This is a genomic window from Chryseobacterium defluvii, from assembly GCF_014204415.1.
GTDB classification, from domain to species: domain Bacteria; phylum Bacteroidota; class Bacteroidia; order Flavobacteriales; family Weeksellaceae; genus Chryseobacterium; species Chryseobacterium defluvii_A.
This window is the reverse complement of sequence record NZ_JACHLE010000004.1, coordinates 147913-166786: the sequence shown is the minus strand read 5'-3', so window position 1 is coordinate 166786 and position 18874 is coordinate 147913. Positions and strand designations below refer to the sequence as shown.

Genomic DNA, 18874 nt, shown 5'->3' with positions numbered 1-18874 from the left:
ATCGTTATATGAAATATTTTAAATTCCTCATATCCATTATCTTTTTAGGGCTTGTGTGGTCCTGTGGCGGAGATGACGATATCTGCGAAAGCGGTGAAGGAACCCCAAGAATGAGGGTCATGTTCAAAAATTCCATTGGCAAAACTGTAACACTGGATTCCTTACAGGTATTCGTAAACTATGGTTCCGGGAAAGTAGATTTAGGCTGGAAAACAAATATAGATAACGTTCTCATTCCGGTACGTGTAGACGATTCTCCCTCTACGCAGTTGTATTTTAAAACCAGGAAAAATAGCAATGAATCTGAAGTTAAGGTTAGCTACACGACAAAATCATCATACGTTTCTCCGGGATGCGGTGTGAAGAAGAACTATGAAAACCTGAGTTCAGAATTAATAATATCAAACCCTGTTCTGGGAGTAGAACTGGGACAAAATTTTATAGAGAATGAAGACAAGACTAATCTTTACCTTCTTTTTTAGTCTGGCAGGTATCCTGGGGTTTGCTCAGGATCAGGATAAAGGAAAAAAAGAAAAATGGAAATATGAACCCAATTTCATGGTGGGAGTTGATGTTCTCAATACAGGAGTTTCCTTTTTTTCAGACAGGAAGCTTTATCAGGGTTTCATTTCCTCAAAAATAAAAAACAATCTTCATGGTATTGTGGAAGCCGGTTTTGAAACCAATGTATACCAAAAGAACGGATACGATGCAAAAGTAAACGGCCCGTTTATAAAACTGGGTGCTTTATATATGCTGGCAAAAGATGCTGAAAACGAATTCAACGGATTCTATGCAGGAGGTAAAGTGGCTGGCTCATTTTATAATCAGGAATATATGGCGGTTCCCGTTCGCGGATTTGGGGGAAGCAGTTCCTCCGTTGCCTTTCCGTCTTCTGCACAATCTACCTATTGGATAGAGGGAGCCATAGGAGGAAGGGTGCAGCTGTTCGAGTCCAGTTTTTATATTGATGTCAATATGCAGCCTAAATATCTTATATATACTACAAAGCAGGAAGAAATAAGCCCGATGATCGTTCCCGGATTAGGAAGAAGTTCATCCAAATTCAATATGGGTTTCGCATGGAATATCGCTTATAAATTTTAAAAATTTATTGTATAATATTATTGAATATTTACAATTTGAATGCTATTAAATGAAAATCTTTAGGTAAAACCTAAGGATTTTTTTATTTCTTAAATCATAAAGTAAATTGTTGCGAAGTTTGTATAAAAAAAATGGTAGTGCTCATAAATTAGTACAAAAAAATGACTAGATTTGTATGATTAATATAATATATTGAGAAAGTTATGAAGAAAATTTTTACTTCTTTCTTTCTCCTCTGTTTGTTTGCGATCTCCAGTGCACAGTGGAGACCCACGCCTTACAGTGGAGAAAAAACCAGGGGAAGTTCAGACATTAAAGAATACTATGTTCTGGATATTTCCGAATTAAAATCTCAATTGGCAGGAGCACAGGAAATGGGGAAAAATGCAAAGCCCGTTACCGTATCATTGCCAACTATGGATGGAAAAATCGAAAGATTTGCGGTCTACAGCTTTCCTGTTATGGTGAAAGAACTGGCAGACCAGTACCAATTAGGTTCTTATGTGGGAGTGGGGATAGATGATCCCGGTAAGCAGTTGAGATTCAGTTTGGCTCCTAATGACTTTCAGTCGATGATCATCAAAAACGGGCACTATGAATTCATAGAACCTGTTGATCAGAATAAAACGGTTTATGGTGTGCATCCTAAGACCGCTAAAGACAAAGAAGGCTTTTTATGTTCTACAACAGAAGATCCGGTTGCCAGACAGGAACTGGAAAAGCTTTATCAGAAAGGGAAATTATTTACCAATCAGCCTAATGATTTCGCAAAAAGCTCTGATAAGAAATACAGGACCATGCGATTGGCCATATCCGTTACAGGTGAGTATACCCAGTTCTTCGGAGGTACTGTTGCAGGGGCATTAACGGCTATTAATGCAACCATGACGCGTGTGAACGGGGTTTTTGAAAAAGATTTCGCTTTACACCTTAATGTTCAGAACTTTCCGAACATCATTTATACAAACGCAGCAACTGACCCGTATACAAACAATTTAAACCTGCAATTACAGCAGACCCTTACAGCGAATGTTGGAAATGCCAATTATGATATCGGGCACGTATTTAATGCCGCAGGAGGAAACGGAAATGCAGGCTGTATAGGATGTGTATGTATCAATCCTGCGAGTAGCACTGCACTGCAGAAAGGATCTGCTTTCACACAGAATACAAACCCTCAGGGAGATACATTTGACATCGACTATGTGGCTCACGAAATGGGGCATCAGTTGGGGGCGTATCATACCTTCTCTCACAGTATGCAGGGAAATCCGGTACAAATGGAGCCGGGATCAGGTTCTACGATTATGGGATATGCCGGAATTACAGGCGCAGGTACAGATGTTCAGTCTAATTCAGATCCTTATTTTCATATTGGAAGTATTGTTCAGGTTCAGGCTAATTTAATAAGCAAAACCTGTGACGTTGAAACTGCGATAACAAACAACCCGCCGGTAATTGCAGTACCGCCTACATATAATATTCCTAAAGGAACAGCATTTGTATTGACGGCCTCAGCTACGGATCCTGAAAATGATCCAATGACCTATACCTGGGAAGAAATTGACAATGCAAATGTGGTGGTCAATTCTGCCAATTTAGGGACAACGACCAGTGGAGCTACATTCAGATCCTTAAATCCGACCACAAGCCCGACAAGATATTTTCCCAGATTATCTTCTGTATTGGCAGGAGTTCTGAATAACTCGAACAACCTTTGGGAATCCGTTTCCATGGTTCCAAGAACTACAAATTTTGCCGTAACGGTAAGAGATAACAATGCCAATCCTACCCAGCAGCAAACCGAATATGAAGAGCAGGTAATTGTTGTAGGTAATGACGGGCCTTTTACGGTAACGACTACTACTGCCTATAACAACGGGCCAACGAATGTAACCTGGAATATTGTCAATACTGCATCAGCACCATATAACGTAGCCAATGTAAAGATTGATTTCACAACAGATAACGGAAATACTTGGACTGTTCTTTCCGCTTCAACGGCGAACGATGGAAACGAAGATGTAAACTTCGGATCATTGCCGGTGGGAACTAACGTTAAGATCAGGGTAAGTGCCATTGGAAACGTATTCTATGCTATCGGAAATGCCACTATCGCGAGTTTAGCGGTATGTACGGGAGCCCCACCTGCGAGTGTGACAGTTTCTGCCGTTACCCAGACCCAGGCTACGGTTACCTGGAACTCATCTGTAGGTGCAACCTATGTGATCCAATATCGTCCGGTAGGAAGTACAACCTGGTTACAGACTACATCCACTACAAACAGTGTGGTATTAAACGGATTAACTATGGGTACAAAATACGAAGTGCAGGTAGCGAATGTGTGCTCTGGTACACAGGGAAGTTTCTCTCCTTCGGTAATATTTATAACAGCAACAATAGGTTACTGTCCTGTAACAGCAAACAACTCCAACGGGCATATTACGAATGTGACGGTAAATCCTACGAACTCTTACGCAATGAGTAATAACTCAGGAGCAAGTTTGTACACGGATTATGCAACGAATCCGGCTACCCTGATTACTATGGTAAGAGGTACTGCTAATAATACAGTTTCAGTATCCAGATTCATTCCGTCAAGTACATATGCTACATCCATCTGGGTTGACTTCAATGGAAACGGAGTTTTTGAAAATAATGCTACTGAAAGAATAATGAACCTGGGGTATTCCACTACGACTCCGGTAACTGCTAACTTTAATGTTCCTGCTACTACTGCCACAGGTATTGTGAAAATGCGTGTGATCATGTCATGGCTTACGATCACGAATCCATGTTCTAACCTTACAGGAAGCGGAGGCGGAGAAATTGAAGACTATGCTGTTGAATTTGTGGATATGCAGCCATGTACTACAGCGCCGCCTAGCAATCTTAACGTAGCCAATGTTACTGCTTCAACGGCAACTGTTTCATGGATCTCTACTACAGGAGCAATGTATGTTTTAAGATACAGACAAGTAGGGGCACCTGCATGGATCACTGTGAACCCTGCAACTAACCCGTACGTAATAGCTAACCTTAATGGCCAGACTCAGTATGAGGTACAGGTTTCTACAATCTGTGGAGGTACTCAGGGAGCATTCTCACCGTCTATAATCTTTACCACACCTACGATTACTTACTGTAATTCAGGTACGGCTACCGTTACGGATGGCTATATCAATAATATTACCATGACAGGTGTAAATACTCCGATCATGAGCAATAATTCAGGTCCAAGCACCTATACGGATTACTCTACAGATCCTTCAAAGATCATTACATTAGCCCGTAATACAACGAATAATGTATTGTCAGTAGGAAGAACAATCCTTTCAAGTACTTATTCTACTTATGCATGGATAGATTTTAACGGTGACGGGCTTTTCAACAATAACCCTTCTACAACGCCGGGAGGTGAAAGAATAATGAACTTAGGATATTCTTCCACAACGCCTGTGACGGCTAACTTCGCAGTTCCAGCAAATGCTTATGTGGGAGTGAATAAGTTGAAAATGCGTGTGATTGTATATTTCTTAACACCTGCTGATGCCTGTTCACCTCTTACAAGTAATGGAGAGGTTGAAGATTATCAGGTTAAATTTATTGATGTTCAGCCATGTACAACAGCGGCACCAACAGGTATTACAATGTCTAACATTGCGGCTACTACTGCAACGGTTTCATGGATCGGAGCAACGGGTGCCACATACTATGTAAGATGGAGAACAACCTCTCCTGTAGGAGCATGGCAAACTTCCCCTGTAATTAATGGTAACAGCTATAATATTACAGGTCTTACCGAGCAGACGCAATATGAAGTGCAGGTATCTACAGTATGTGGCGGGACACAGGGACCTTGGTCTACTTCTACCGTATTTACAACGACACCGATTACTTATTGCCCTATGACAGGTACAGGAACTAACGATCATATTTCCAATGTTACCATCACTCCTGTCAATCCGGGAATACCGCCAATGAGCAATAATTCTGCACAAACCAATTATATCAGCTATACAACGCCGGCTACACTTATTACTTTAGATATTGGTTCTAATGGCAATAAGATATCCGTTGCCAAAAGCTGGACAGGTACATCTTACAGTGATGCAGTATCTGCATGGATTGATTTTAACAGAAACGGAGTATTCGAAACCAGTGAGCAAATACTGAACTCAGCAGCGAGTACTACTACCCCTGTGACAGCATTGTTCAATGTACCGGCTACTGCTTATAACGGTCCGTTAAATACAACAATGAGAGTAGTATTGAAGCGTACAAGTGCTTCGGTGATGTGCCAGAATGCACTTAACGGAGAAGTGGAAGACTATGCTGTGAAATTAAGGCCTTGTGCCAATACCACACCGGGAGCGCCGACATTTACTACGATTACCCATAACTCGGCCATAGTTAACTGGACGGGTGCTACCAATAATATCACTTATCTTGTACAATACAGGGTACAGGGAACAACAGCCTGGACGGATGTATATGCATCTGCACTTTTAGGAAACGTTCCGTTGACACTGACGGGTTTAACGCCTGCTACGACTTACCAGGTGCAGATCTCTGCGGTTTGTGGAAATACAGCAGGTACGCCTACAACGATCAAGACATTCACTACAAGATGTGATCCTACTCCTCCGAATGTTACGGTAAGTAATGTTACGACCAACTCTGCACAGATTGCTTGGGCTCCGCTTGTTGCAAGCTCAACCTATGTGATGAGATATAGGGTAGTAGGAACCACTACATGGATTACGGTAAATTTACCGGCACCTCCGGCAAATACATACACGCTTACAGGCTTGAGCCCATATACAACTTATGAAGTTCAGGTTGCTAATATCTGTAACGGCGAAACTACAGTCAATCCATGGTCTAATCCTAAAGTTTTTACAACCGAAAGAATCTGTGAAATACCTCCTCCGGGATTAACGATCACTAACCTTACTCCTACAACTGCTGTAGTGGTTTGGGATCCGTTTGCCGGTGCAACTTCTTATATCCTGAGATATAGAAAAGTAGGTATTCCGAGCTGGACTACTGTATCGGTACCAACCAATACTTACACGATCACAGGTTTAACAGAGCTTACCCAATACGAATTGCAGGTTGCAAATATGTGCAGTGGTACTCCGGGTAACTTTACTCCACCGTATCATTTCACAACACCTACCGTGATATACTGTCAGATGTCTTCTGCCAGCTCCGCTACAGTATATATCTCAAAAGTTACCGTGAAGCCGAATGGAAAACCTACGATGGAAAATACCTCAGGAGCATCTAATTACACAGATTATTCAGGTAATCCGGCTACATTTATTGAATTGATCCAGGGGTCTACGGGTAATGAGCTTTCTATTGAGAAGTCAGGAGGAGCTAACAGCAATACAGGTCTTGCCGTATGGATTGATTTTGACAGAAGCGGTACTTTTGAACCGAGTGAAAGGATTCTTGCTTCTGCACCAAGTACTACAACTCCTGTGTCAGGAACATTTACTGTACCGGCGAATGCATTTGTTAGTATGACCGACTATAAATATGTAGTGATGAGAGTAGCCATGCAGAAAGATGGTATTCCTGTAAACTGTATGAGCTTCCAGAATGGAGAAGTGGAGGATTATACGGTAAGAATTTCCAAGCAGCCGGCGCCTAACTCTGCCAACCAGGATGATATCATGATCTATCCTAACCCGGTGAGTACGGTACTGTATGTTAAGAATATCAGCAAAAAAGCGAATTATAAGATATACGGTGCATCAGGACAGCTTATTGCTAGTGGAATCCTGTTGAATAACCAGATCAATGTGAGCAAGCTTGTCAACGGTGTTTATGTAATAGATATTGAAGACGGTCCAAAATCTATTCAGAAGAAATTCATCAAAGAATAGTAATTGAACATTCATAAATAAAATAAGCTCTCAGAAATGAGGGCTTATTTTTTTGTATTATAGTTTACTGATTTGAATTGTCATTCTGAACAAAGTGAAGAGTCTCTCCTCATCATTGAAGTTATAATGGAAGGAAAAAAGATAGAATCAAATGAAAAATAAATAGTGGTATTATATAGAGTTAGTCATACTCTACGAAAAACCCGTCAGAAATCTAGTGACGGGTTTTGTTTTATTCAATTCCGAAGATGATTTTTTCTGTTTGCTCTTTCAGGTCTTCCAGATTAGTGTTGTTATAGATAACACAATCTGCGAGTTTTATCTTATCTTTTTCAGGCATTTGCTTTTCCATGACTGCCTGTACCTCCCGGTAGGTTTTGCCGTCACGATCCATTACCCTTTTTATTCTGATATTATCTTCCGCAGTTACCAAAACTGACCGATAGCATTGCAGGTTAAGTTTTAATTCAAATAATAGAGCCGTTTCCTTAAAAACCATATATTGGGGCTGTCTCTTTACCCATTCTTCAAAATCTATCCGGACTGCAGGATGGATAATTTCATTTAATTTTTGGAGAAGATCGCCATTATTAAATACCATTTCAGCCACATACTTCCGGTCATAAACACCAGATTCGTCATAGGCATGCTCTCCTAAAAGATCCTTGATCTTAACTTTCAGCTCCTCATTATCATTAACGATGGTTTTTGCCCTGTCATCAGAATAGTAGACCGGAAATCCGAGCTCCTCAATAAAACGGGCAACAGTGGTTTTCCCCGAACCTATTCCTCCGGTTAAACCGATAATTTTCCTCGCCGGTGGCTCTGTCTTAGCTGCTTCTGAATATAATTCTTCCATATGTAAAAATTAATATCCAAAAACTTCATTAAAACTATAGGTCTCATCGAGCCTTACCCCTTTGTCGGTCATTTTAAGGCTTGCAAGTTCATGATGGGCATCGTGCTCAAAGAACAGCAGATATTCATTGTCGATACATTGCTTTAAAAACTTCCCTTTTTCCTCTAATGTTAGAAGAGGCCTTGTATCATAACCCATCACATACACTTGGTTGATATGTCCGGCAGTAGGAATAAGGTCGGCTGCAAAAACAATAGTTTTTTCCTGATATTGAACTACGGGAAGCATTTGCTTTTCCGTATGCCCGTCAACAAAGATCACATCCATTTTCAGATCCGGGGCAAAACCATAATTTCCGGTGGTTGGAAGCGGTAAAAAGTTGAGTTGTCCGCTTTCCTGCATAGGAAGGATATTTTCTTTCAGGAAACTTGCTTTTTCCCTTGCGTTAGGTTCGGTTGCCCATTGCCAGTGGTTTTCATTGGTCCAGAACTGGGCGTTCTTAAAGGCAGGCCTGTATCCTGTCTTGTCATCATTCCATTCAATGGCACCGCCACAATGGTCAAAATGCAGATGCGTCAGGAAAACATCAGTGATGTCCTCTTTTACAAAACCATATTTTTTTAAGTTTTTATCTAAATTGTCATCGCCCCATAGAGAATAGTGGCCAAAGAACTTCTCATCCTGTTTGTTTCCGAGGCCGCAATCCACTAAAATCAGTTTTTTGCCGTCTTCAATGAGCAAAGCCCGGGTTCCCAGTTCAATTAAATTTCTTTCGTCTGCGGGATTAGTCTTTTCCCACAGACTCTTCGGGACGACTCCGAACATGGCACCTCCGTCCAGCTTAAATTTTCCACATTGTATAGGATATAACTTCATATAATATTTGTTTATTTTTTTAATAGTTTCATTTTCTCAGCGATTTTTCTTCCATCGTTATCTGACTTTTCAAGATGGTAAATAATATTCTGAAAATCTGCTTCTTTTCTGTTTTGGGAAAGTTTTTGTTTAATAAATATTTCAGCAGGGATTATTTTTATCCCAAAAGCTCCTTTCATTTCCTTTTCCACATATTCCCGGCCCATATCTTTGACGAATACCGGGCATTGCTGAACTTTTTCGTATGTATAGGTTAGTTTTTCAAGATGATTATATAGTTCTTCCCGGTTCATCAGTTCTACCTTTCCATAGATCTGAACCGCTTCATAATTCCATGTAGATACATTGATATGATCATACCAGCTGCTGGAAATGTAAGTATGAGCTCCTAAAAAATCACAAAGGACTTCATCGCCGTTTTTCAGGATTTTTGCCTGCGGATTGGCTTTTGAAATATGAGTTTCCAGATAAATATGTTCCGGATCGTCCTCATTCAGCATCATCATTGAATGCGTAGCCCTGATTTTATCCACTGACGAAATGAGCAATGCAAAAGCATTCTCTCTGATGATCTCTTTCATCACAGTATAATCTTCGCTTTTATATAATTTGGGAATATACATATCTTTTAAAACAATTCTCCCGGATTTTTGGGTCTGGAAATTTTTAAATGCTGATATGCCTTTTCCGTAGCTTCCCTTCCTCTTGGCGTACGAATGATGAATCCTTCCTGGATCAGGAAAGGTTCATACACTTCTTCCAGGGTTTCCGGATTTTCCCCAATAGATGTAGCTAAAGCCGAAATCCCGACAGGTTTTCCCTTAAAGTTTTCAATCATCACCCGCATGATCTTATTATCCATCTCATCAAGCCCGAATTCATCTACATTCAGGGAATTCAACGCATATTTTGTAATATTGATCTCAATTTCTCCATTACCCTTTATCTCAGCAAAGTCCCTTACCCTTCTCAAGAGTGCATTGGCAATTCTGGGTGTTCCCCGGCTTCTTCTTGCAATTTCAATCGCTGCATCTTCATAAATTTTTACTCCCAGAACTCTCGAACTCCTTTGAATGATCATTGATAAAAGCTCGATCGTATAATATTCCAGTCTGCTCTGGATCCCGAATCTCGCCAGCATAGGCTTGGTAAGCATCCCGCTTCTTGTGGTGGCTCCCACCAGAGTAAAAGGATTTAAACCGATCTGGACACTTCTCGCATTCGGGCCGGTCTCCAGCATGATATCAATTTTATAATCCTCCATAGCAGAATACAGATATTCTTCCACAACAGGGGACAGGCGATGGATCTCATCAATGAAAAGCACATCATTTTCTTCAAGATTCGTCAGTAAGCCTGCTAAACTTCCGGGTTTGTCCAAAACAGGTCCGGATGTAATTCTGCAGTTTACACCCAATTCATTGGCAATGATATGAGCCAGGGTGGTTTTACCCAAACCGGGAGGACCATGTAAAAGGACATGATCGAGAGCAGACCCCCTTTTTTTGGCTGCAGTAACAAAAACCTCCAGATTCTCTAACGTTTTTCTTTGTCCGGCAAAATCTTTGAAACTCTGCGGACGTATCTGTTCTTCCTGTAAAAGCTCTTCACGGGAATAATTATCTTTATCCGGATGTAAAAAATCAGGCATTAAATCATTTCATTTACCTCAAAGATAGGAAATTTAGTCTAAAGTTCAGGATTCAAAGTTTACGGTTTAAAATCGGGATATTTTAAGTATTTTTGAGGGAAAATAAGATTGAAAATATTAATGTTCTGTTTAACGTAATCGGATTCTCAGGAAATGGCAAACTTTATATATGCATAGAATAGATAAGATACACTTTGTCATACTGTAAGCATCTGAACAACATAAATTATAGAAAACAAATATTTAAACCTAGCCATAACCTTAAGACCTGATGAAATTAATAGGACCATTTAAGCAGATCGTGACGCTTTCGAACCTTTCTTTAAGAGGAAAATTATCTGATGAACAGCTTGAAATTATTACTGATGGAGGCATTTTAATCAATGATGGTAAAGTTCAGAAGACGGGTGATTTTGAAGCATTAAAGATCGAATACCAGGATGCAGAAATCGAATCAACAGAAGGGGAACAAATAGCGCTTCCTGCTTTTGTAGATTCCCATACCCATATTTGTTTCGGAGGAAACCGGGCCAATGATTTTGCCATGCGCAATGCCGGAAAAACATATCTGGAAATTGCCGAAAGCGGAGGTGGGATCTGGAGCTCCGTACAGCATACTAGAAATGCTTCCGAAGAAGAATTGCTGAAAACTTTATTAGAAAGGATTGATTTTCTGATTGCTTTGGGAATCACAACAATTGAAATTAAAAGCGGCTATGGTCTGGATGTTGAGAATGAGCTTAAAATGTTGAAAATGATCAAAAAAGCTCAGGAGAAAACTGAGGCAACGCTTGTCCCAACATGTCTTTCGGCTCATCTTAAACCAAGAGATTTTGAAGGAAATAATCAGGAATATCTGAATTATATCATTACCAAAATCCTGCCAAAAGTAAAAGAAGAAAATCTGGCAAAGCGTGTGGATATTTTTATTGAGAAGTCAGCTTTTCAACCCGAAGAAAGTAAAGATTTTCTCCTTAAAACTAAAGAATTAGGTTTTGAAATTACCGTTCATGCAGACCAGTTTACACCGGGAAGTTCAAGGATTGCAGTGGAAGTAGGAGCGAGATCTGCGGATCATCTGGAAGCAACCGTTGAAGAAGATATTAAATTTCTGGCACAGTCCGATACCGTAGCAACTGCTTTACCGGGAGCAAGTTTAGGTTTAGGAGAAAAGTTTACCCCGGCGAGGAAATTGTTGGATGCAGGAGCTATTTTAGCCATTGCAAGTGATTGGAACCCGGGCTCTGCCCCAATGGGAAATTTAATAACCCAGGCTTCTATTTTAGCAGCTTACGAAAAGTTGACCACAGCTGAAGTTTTGGCTGGTATAACTTTCCGCTCGGCTTTTGCACTTGGCTTAGAAGGCAGAGGAAGACTGGAAAACGGCTGGAAGGCGGATTTTGTAACATTTAAAACCAATAATTTTCAGAATGTCCTGTATCATCAGGGGAGCCTGAAAACTGAAAATGTATATATTAATGGAGATAGGATTTAAACTTACAGTTTGTCGTGCTGTAAGAATCTCAACTCACATTATATAAGTTATTTAGATGCTTACAGCATGACAAACTATACGCAATTAATTAAGTATGAACAATATTTGGCAAGGCAGATTGGATGGTGAAGAACCTCTTTTTCACAGGGTTTTTCAAAGAATAAAAGAAGAAAATAACTACGAAAATATTTCAAAGAATGATTTCGTTTTACATGGATTCGCAGTTGATGAAGGGGTGAAACGAAATAAAGGAAGGGAAGGTGCGAAAGATGCCCCGGATGTGATCAGGAAAAATATGGCCAACTTTCCGGTGATCCTTCCTGATTTTTCATTTCTTGACTTTGGAAATATCAGCTGTGATGACCAGAATCTGGAAAGTACGCAGGATAATCTTGCAGAAAAGGTTTCGAAAACCCTTCAAAAAGGCGGGAAGTCTCTTGTACTGGGAGGAGGCCATGAAGTTACCTATGCCCATTATTCGGGGATCAGAAAAGCTTTCCCTGATAAGAAGATAGGGATCATTAATATAGATGCCCATTTTGATAACAGGCAGCCGGAAAACGGAGTAGGAGCCAGTTCGGGGACAGGCTTCTGGCAGATTGTTCAGGAAGGAGAAATATATTCTTTACATATAGGGATCCAGAGAAATTCCAATACGTTAAAATTATTTGATGCAGCTCATCAGTTTGGGATGAAATATATTCTGGCTGACGAATTGTTTTTTGAGAATCTGCCATCAGTTTATCAGCGTATTGATGATCTGCTGGATGAAGTGGATGTTGTCTATCTTACCATCTGTATGGATGTTTTTAATGCATCCATAGCACCGGGTGTTTCGGCATCTGCCTATAACGGTATTTTTGCTGATGCTGCCTTTATGCATTTTTACAGGCATATTTTAAAAAATCAAAAGCTTGTTGCATTGGATGTTGCCGAGGTCAATCCGTCTTATGATATCCAGGATCGTACGGCCAGGCTGGCTGCCAGCCTCGTCAATGAATGGCTGATGATATAACATAGCTTACCTTTCCGATAGAGAAAATCATTCTACTGTTGACGCTTAAGGAACAAAATTTGTTGCTTTCATCATGCTTTTGTAAAGGAAAAAGCATGACTATATTATTTTAAGAAATACATCATGGAACAATCAATTGAAAATAAACTCATTAAAGCAGATCATACTTTTTCAGAATGGAAAAAAGTACCATTTGAAGAAAGACAGGAGCTCATCTCAAAAGCAGTCGAAATTTTAAAGAACCATTCAGGAAAATATGGTGAAATGATCACTATGGAAATGAACAAGCCCATTTCCCAATCTATTGCTGAAGTAGAGAAATGTGCTTTAATGATGAATTATTATGCAAAATCCGAAGATGTATTAAAACCTGAGAAAGTAGATTCTGAATATGCATTTTCTGAGATACATTATATTCCGAAAGGAGTGATCTTAGGCGTTATGCCTTGGAATTTCCCCTTCTGGCAGGTACTAAGATTTGCTGTTCCTGCAATTTTATCAGGTAATACGGTCGTTTTAAAACATGCTTCCATCTGCTTCGGAAGCGGAAATGCCATTGAAAAAGTATTTGAAGAAGCCGGTTTCCCTGAAGGGGTTTTTCAGAATTTAGAGGTAGGACATAGAGAAGTAAAAGAAATTCTGGAACATGAAACCATAAAAGGAGTAAGCCTGACAGGAAGTGGAAAGGCTGGGGGAGAAGTAGCTTCTATTGCGGGGCTGAATATTAAGAAGTCTTTGCTTGAATTGGGTGGAAGTGATGCCTTTATTGTTTTGGATGATGCTGATCTGGACGAAGCGGCGAAAACAGGAGCCTGGGCAAGGCTTCAGAATTGCGGGCAGACCTGTGTTGCTGCAAAAAGGTTCATTATTGAGGAGAAAATCGAAGATGAGTTTCTTCCTAAATTTATAGAGGAATATAAAAAATATACTCCGGGAGATCCCATGAATAAAGATACTAAGCTGGCAGGAATGGCAAGGCCGGATCTTGCGGATGATCTGGAGGGCCAGTTTAAAAAAGCTCTTGAGCATGGTGCAGAGATCATCATTCCTTTGGAAAGGATTTCTGATACTGAGTTCAAACCGGGGTTAATAAGGGTGAAAGAAGGAAATCCTATCCTGCAGGAAGAACTGTTTGGGCCTTTGGGAATGGTAATGATTGCCCAAAATGATCATGAGGCATTACAGATGGCCAATGATATTCCATTCGGGCTTTCTAATTCTGTTTGGACTAAAAACAGAGAACGCCAGCAGTTTTTTATTGAAGGTTTAGAATCCGGAACAGTAAATATCAACAGAATGACGAGCTCTGATCCCCGTTTTCCTTTCGGAGGGACAAAAGCTTCTGGATACGGGACAGAACTCTCATTATTAGCCTTAAAAGAATTCGTAACCGCAAAGACCATTGTAGGAAACTAAGCAGATACATCTAAAAATAAAGAACTCCCGAAATTTTCGGGAGTTCTTTATTTTTAATTGCAAATTTACTCTTTTGCCTTTTTGCTATATTTTTAAACCGTAGTTAATCTCAATGTATTGGTTTTTCCGCCTTCATATGACGGAGTTGCATTGATGTTGATGACAAAGTCTCCTGTTTCGATATACCCGTAGTTGTGGGTCAGCATATTTACTTGCACGATCGTTTCATCCGTAGGCTTCTTCATGTCATAATAATAGGCATGAACTCCCCAAAGAAGGTTCAGCATGGTGATCACTCTTTTGTTACCACTGTAAACAATGATATGAGAGTTAGGCCTATGTGCTGCAAGCTGGAAGGCAGTGTATCCTGAATGTGTTAATGTAACGATTGCAGAGACGTTGGTTGTTTTAGCAATTCTAACTGCTGCCAGACATACCCTGTTGGTAATAAACCTCTCATCGATGCAGTTATAATCTTTCTCGATCGGCTCATTTTTGTGCTGATAGAAATGGGTCATTTCAATGTTCTTCACAATTTTAGCCATATTTTCCACTACCTGAACAGGATATCTTCCTACAGAAGTTTCTCCTGAAAGCATTACTGCATCAGCACCATCTAAAACGGAGTTGGCAACGTCATTCACCTCAGCTCTTGTAGGAGTTAAACTGTTGATCATCGTCTCCATCATCTGGGTGGCAATGATCACAGGCTTGGAATAGAATCTGGCTTTTTCCACTAAGGTTTTCTGAATGGCAGGAACCTCTTCCATAGGGACTTCCACACCCAGATCTCCGCGGGCAACCATCAGTCCGTCGCATTCCAGTAGGATCTGCTCAATATTTTTTACCCCTTCTGGCTTTTCAATCTTCGCAATGATAGGAGTTTTGAATTTACCGTTCGGGTGATTTTTTATAAGTTCTTTAAGATCGATAATATCCTGTGCATGACGAACGAATGAAAGAGCAATCCAGTCTACCTCCATATCCATCATGAAATTGGCGTCCTGTACATCCTTTTCTGTTAAAGCAGGAAGGGAAACGTTCGTATTAGGAAGGTTAACTCCTTTTTTAGAGCTTAACGGGCCCCCTTGGATTGTTTTAGCTCTTACAGTGTCTTTTCCATTGGTTTCAATAACCTCCAGTACAAGCTTTCCATCATCAATAAGGATCCTTTCGCCTTCTTTAACGTCTTGGGGAAACTGCTGATACGTCATATAGACCTTGGTGGAATCCCCCTCTATTTTTTCATTGGTGAAGGTAAGAACATCACCCGGATTAAGATAGGAACCTTCTTTTACAACACCTACTCTTAATTTAGGGCCTTGCAAGTCTCCCAAAATACCCACTGAAAAACCATATTCTCTGTTAAGTTCCCTGATGATTTCAATATTGCTTCGGACTAAATCGTAATCTGCGTGTGAAAAATTTATTCTGAAAATGTCAACACCAGCCTTCATAAGCCCTAGCATTACTTCTTTAGATGAGGAAGCGGGTCCCAGTGTTGCGATAATTTTTGTCTTCTTTAAATACTTATTCATAATATTGGATAATTTGATAAAGTTCTTCCTCAGAACTTAACGTGTATTCCTGAACAGGAAACACAAGATTTTCAGGGAGCAAAATTACGGAAAAATCAGGAAATTGTTCCGAACTATGCAAAATATATTCTACTTCTGCCTGATTATTTAATAAAAACTTAATATTTTCTTCTTCTGAGAAGAGTTCAGTCTGTTGTTTTTTTTGTTTACTTTCCGATGATCTGTTGGAAATGAAAGTAAAACAGGTCTTTGTGAATTTATGATAGGCCTCAAACCTTGGAAAATAGTAGTCATAATAGAGTCCGTGGAAGATAAGGTCTTTTATTCTTGAAAACTTAAGATCATTGTTTTGGTTGATCTTGTAGAAAAATTCATGATCAGGTACTGTTTTCGCCAATCTTACCAACCCTATGGTAATATCTTCGAATTCTATTTCATCTGCATCATAAAGTTTTTGAATTTCCAAGTATATTTTCTTTTTTATTTAAAATATAAAATGCTCTTTGGGCGGCCTTTTCTTCTGCTTTCTTTTTGGATGTTTCCGTGGCATTGGCAATCTTTTCTTCTTCCAGCCATACATGGCACCGGAATACTATTGCCTTATTAGCCTGGACTTCTTCACAGGTTTCATATTTTATATTTACCTTTTTCTTCTGGCTCCATTCCAAAAGAAGCCCTTTATAGCTTACAATCTTATTTTCGAGCTTATTGATTTCGGTTGGTGTAAGAAGCCTTTCCAATATGATCTTTTTGCAGTTATCATACTGAAAGTCTAAATAAACGGCACCAATTAAAGCTTCAAACAAATTCCCGGAAATATTTTCACTTAAAACTACAGAGTTTTGCTTTTGTAAGAGCTCTATAAGTTTTAAGTTTTCTCCTAATTTATTGAGGTTTTTTCTGTTGACAATTTTTGATTTCATCTGCGTCAGATATCCTTCATTAGCCTGAGGATAGGTTTGAAACAAATGACAGGAAATAATCGTACCCAAAACAGAATCTCCTAAGAATTCAAGCCTTTCGTAATTGATATCCTGATTTTTAGAAGAATTTTTTAAAGAAAAAGCTTCCCGATAGAGACCAATATTTTGCACCTCAGTACCTAACATTTTGGTGAGTTCAGTACTAAGGAAGTAATCTCTCTCTGTGAATTTTCTTTTTCTGTGTTTGAGAAGGAATTTAGAAAGGTATTTCTGTAACTCCATTCAGTAATTTTAGATTTTCTTAAACAGAACACAGGCATTATGCCCGCCAAATCCAAAAGTATTACTCATGGCTACTTTTACATCTTTTTTTACAGCTTCATTAAAGGTAAAATTAAGTCTGCTGTCAATATTTTCATCATCAGTAAAATGGTTAATGGTAGGAGGAACAATACCATGAATAATAGTTCCCAATGCAGCAATAGCTTCAATAACCCCCGCGGCACCCAGAAGGTGGCCGGTCATTGATTTTGTAGAATTAATCTGAATGTCGTAAGCGTGCTCACCCAGTAATCTTGAAATTGCATTGGATTCGGCAATGTCTCCTAATGGAGTAGATGTACCATGCATATTGATATGATCTACTTCATCAGCAGTTAGCCCTGCATCTTCCATGCAATTTTTCATTACTAAATAGGCGCCTAAACCTTCAGGGTGCGGTGCTGTCATATGATGTGCATCCGCACTCATACCGCCTCCTTTAAGTTCTGCATAAATTGTTGCACCACGTCTAACCGCATGCTCATACTCTTCCAAGATGATGCATCCTGCACCTTCACCCAGTACAAAGCCATCTCTGTCCTTGTCAAAAGGCCTTGAAGCTGTTTTCGGATCATCATTTCTTGTAGAAAGAGCCATCATTGCATTAAATCCCCCAACGCCACTTGCTGTTACTGCAGCTTCTGAACCTCCGCATACGATCACGTCCGCTTTTCCTAACTGGATCAGCATTTTGGAATCGATGAGAGCGTTTGCAGAAGATGCACAGGCAGAAACAGTAGTATAGTTAGGCCCATGGAAACCATACTCAATAGAGATATGTCCAGGGGTAATATCTGCAATCATTTTTGGAATGAAGAAAGGGTTAAATCTCGGAATATCCGTATTGGCCCATCCTAAAACTTCAGTTTCAAAGGTTTCCAATCCTCCTATCCCGGAACCCCAGATTACTCCGACTCTGTTTTTGTCTACATTGTCTTCTATAATTCTTGAATGTGATACGGCCTCTTTAGCCGCTACCAAACCAAGCTGGGTGTTTCGATCCATTTTTTTTGCTTCTTTTTTATCAAAATGCTGCAACGGATCAAAACCTTTCACTTCACAAGCGAATTTTGTTTTAAAGTTTGTGGCATCAAAAAGAGTAATCGGAGCAGCACCGCTCTCACCTTTAACAAGATTTTCCCAGTATTCTTTTGCATTACTTCCAATTGGTGTTATTGCGCCAAAACCGGTTACAACTACTCTTTTTAATTCCATAAACTTTTTGAATTTTCTTTTTTGTTGAAGAATATTATTTATTTACTACTTCCTCGATATAAGCGATAGCGTGTCCTACAGTAGTAATTTTTTCAGCCTGATCATCAGGGATCTGAATGTTGAATTCTTTCTCAAATTCCATGATTAATTCAACAGTATCTAATGAATCAGCTCCTAAATCATTAGTGAAGCTAGCTTCAGGAGTTACTTCTGTTTCTTCAACGTCAAGCTTATCAGCGATGATAGCTTTTACTCTTGATGCAATGTCTGACATAGTAAATTATTTTTTTAATTGTTAGATGGTGCAAATATATAAAATTCTTTACGATAAAACATTTTTTTACTCTTTTTTGTGGATGGGCGGCAGGTATTTTAGAATACACAGATTTAGTATTTTAGTTTTCAGAGGCTTATGGTTTTTATAGTATAGTAATTATATGCGGAAAATATTTGCTTTTTGGGGAACCTGCAATAAATTTACAAGCTTTAAATATCTTATCTGATTTTAATAGGAGTTTTAATACATTATATAGAAGAAAAGAGACCTCGTAAGAGGTCCAT

15 protein-coding genes are annotated in these 18874 nt (G+C 39.5%); 6 read left to right on the top strand and 9 right to left on the bottom strand.

Annotated features, from left to right (window positions below; translation table 11 throughout):
• The first annotated feature begins 8 nt into the window (after nt 1–8).
• The 3 genes from HNP38_RS13995 to HNP38_RS13985 all read left to right on the top strand — a co-directional run bounded on the left by HNP38_RS13995 (nt 9) and on the right by HNP38_RS13985 (nt 7004).
• Entirely contained in the window at nt 9–482 is a 474-nt protein-coding gene (locus HNP38_RS13995; protein WP_184190578.1) for a DUF6452 family protein, read from the top strand.
• Entirely contained in the window at nt 448–1107 is a 660-nt protein-coding gene (locus HNP38_RS13990; RefSeq protein WP_184190576.1) for a DUF6048 family protein, read from the top strand. The genes HNP38_RS13995 and HNP38_RS13990 overlap by 35 nt, the downstream gene beginning before the upstream one ends.
• Nucleotides 1108–1310: 203 nt before the next feature.
• A complete protein-coding gene (locus tag HNP38_RS13985) occupies nt 1311–7004 on the top strand; it encodes a GEVED domain-containing protein (RefSeq protein ID WP_184190574.1) in 5694 nt (1897 codons plus the stop codon).
• Nucleotides 7005–7236: 232 nt separating this feature from the next.
• Here the strand turns inward: HNP38_RS13985 and coaE are convergent, their stop codons facing one another.
• Genes coaE through ruvB form a run of 4 tightly spaced genes read right to left on the bottom strand, consistent with a single transcriptional unit; the run spans nt 7237 to nt 10390 of the window.
• The gene (coaE, locus tag HNP38_RS13980) at nt 7237–7863 is read right to left on the bottom strand and encodes a dephospho-CoA kinase (protein WP_184190572.1); all 627 of its coding nucleotides are present in this window, start codon (nt 7861–7863) and stop codon (nt 7237–7239) included.
• A 9-nt stretch (nt 7864–7872) separates the two neighbouring features.
• A complete protein-coding gene (locus HNP38_RS13975; RefSeq protein WP_184190570.1) occupies nt 7873–8739 on the bottom strand; it encodes an MBL fold metallo-hydrolase in 867 nt (288 codons plus the stop codon).
• Nucleotides 8740–8750: 11 nt separating this feature from the next.
• Nucleotides 8751–9362 (bottom strand): FMN-binding negative transcriptional regulator, encoded by a 612-nt coding sequence (locus HNP38_RS13970; RefSeq protein ID WP_184190568.1) that lies wholly within the window; start codon nt 9360–9362, stop codon nt 8751–8753.
• Between the two features lie 5 nt (nt 9363–9367).
• Nucleotides 9368–10390, bottom strand: coding sequence for a Holliday junction branch migration DNA helicase RuvB (gene ruvB / locus HNP38_RS13965; RefSeq protein ID WP_184190566.1), 1023 nt, complete (start codon nt 10388–10390; stop codon nt 9368–9370).
• 271 nt (nt 10391–10661) lie between these two features.
• Here ruvB and hutI point away from each other — a divergent pair, with 271 nt between their 5' ends.
• From hutI to HNP38_RS13950, 3 genes are all read left to right on the top strand, one after another.
• The gene (gene hutI, locus HNP38_RS13960; RefSeq protein WP_184190563.1) at nt 10662–11885 is read left to right on the top strand and encodes an imidazolonepropionase; all 1224 of its coding nucleotides are present in this window, start codon (nt 10662–10664) and stop codon (nt 11883–11885) included.
• A gap of 94 nt (nt 11886–11979) precedes the next feature.
• Nucleotides 11980–12900 (top strand): formimidoylglutamase, encoded by a 921-nt coding sequence (gene hutG / locus HNP38_RS13955; protein WP_184190561.1) that lies wholly within the window; start codon nt 11980–11982, stop codon nt 12898–12900.
• A 123-nt stretch (nt 12901–13023) separates the two neighbouring features.
• On the top strand, nt 13024–14316 hold the full coding sequence (locus tag HNP38_RS13950; RefSeq protein ID WP_184190559.1) for an aldehyde dehydrogenase family protein: 1293 nt from the start codon (nt 13024–13026) through the stop codon (nt 14314–14316).
• Between the two features lie 92 nt (nt 14317–14408).
• Here HNP38_RS13950 and pyk read toward each other — a convergent pair whose 3' ends face one another.
• Genes pyk through HNP38_RS13925 form a run of 5 tightly spaced genes read right to left on the bottom strand, consistent with a single transcriptional unit; the run spans nt 14409 to nt 18587 of the window.
• Nucleotides 14409–15854: a pyruvate kinase gene (pyk, locus tag HNP38_RS13945; protein WP_184190557.1), complete on the bottom strand. Its 1446-nt coding sequence runs from the start codon at nt 15852–15854 to the stop codon at nt 14409–14411.
• Nucleotides 15847–16320 carry an IPExxxVDY family protein gene (locus HNP38_RS13940; RefSeq protein ID WP_184190555.1) on the bottom strand — a complete coding sequence of 158 codons (474 nt, stop codon included), beginning with the start codon at nt 16318–16320 and terminating at the stop codon, nt 15847–15849. The genes pyk and HNP38_RS13940 overlap by 8 nt, the downstream gene beginning before the upstream one ends.
• A complete protein-coding gene (gene rnc / locus HNP38_RS13935) occupies nt 16298–17059 on the bottom strand; it encodes a ribonuclease III (RefSeq protein WP_184190552.1) in 762 nt (253 codons plus the stop codon). The genes HNP38_RS13940 and rnc overlap by 23 nt, the downstream gene beginning before the upstream one ends.
• A gap of 9 nt (nt 17060–17068) precedes the next feature.
• Entirely contained in the window at nt 17069–18313 is a 1245-nt protein-coding gene (gene fabF, locus HNP38_RS13930) for a beta-ketoacyl-ACP synthase II (RefSeq protein WP_184190550.1), read from the bottom strand.
• Nucleotides 18314–18347: 34 nt separating this feature from the next.
• Nucleotides 18348–18587: an acyl carrier protein gene (locus tag HNP38_RS13925; protein ID WP_002976354.1), complete on the bottom strand. Its 240-nt coding sequence runs from the start codon at nt 18585–18587 to the stop codon at nt 18348–18350.
• Nucleotides 18588–18874: the final 287 nt, after the last annotated feature.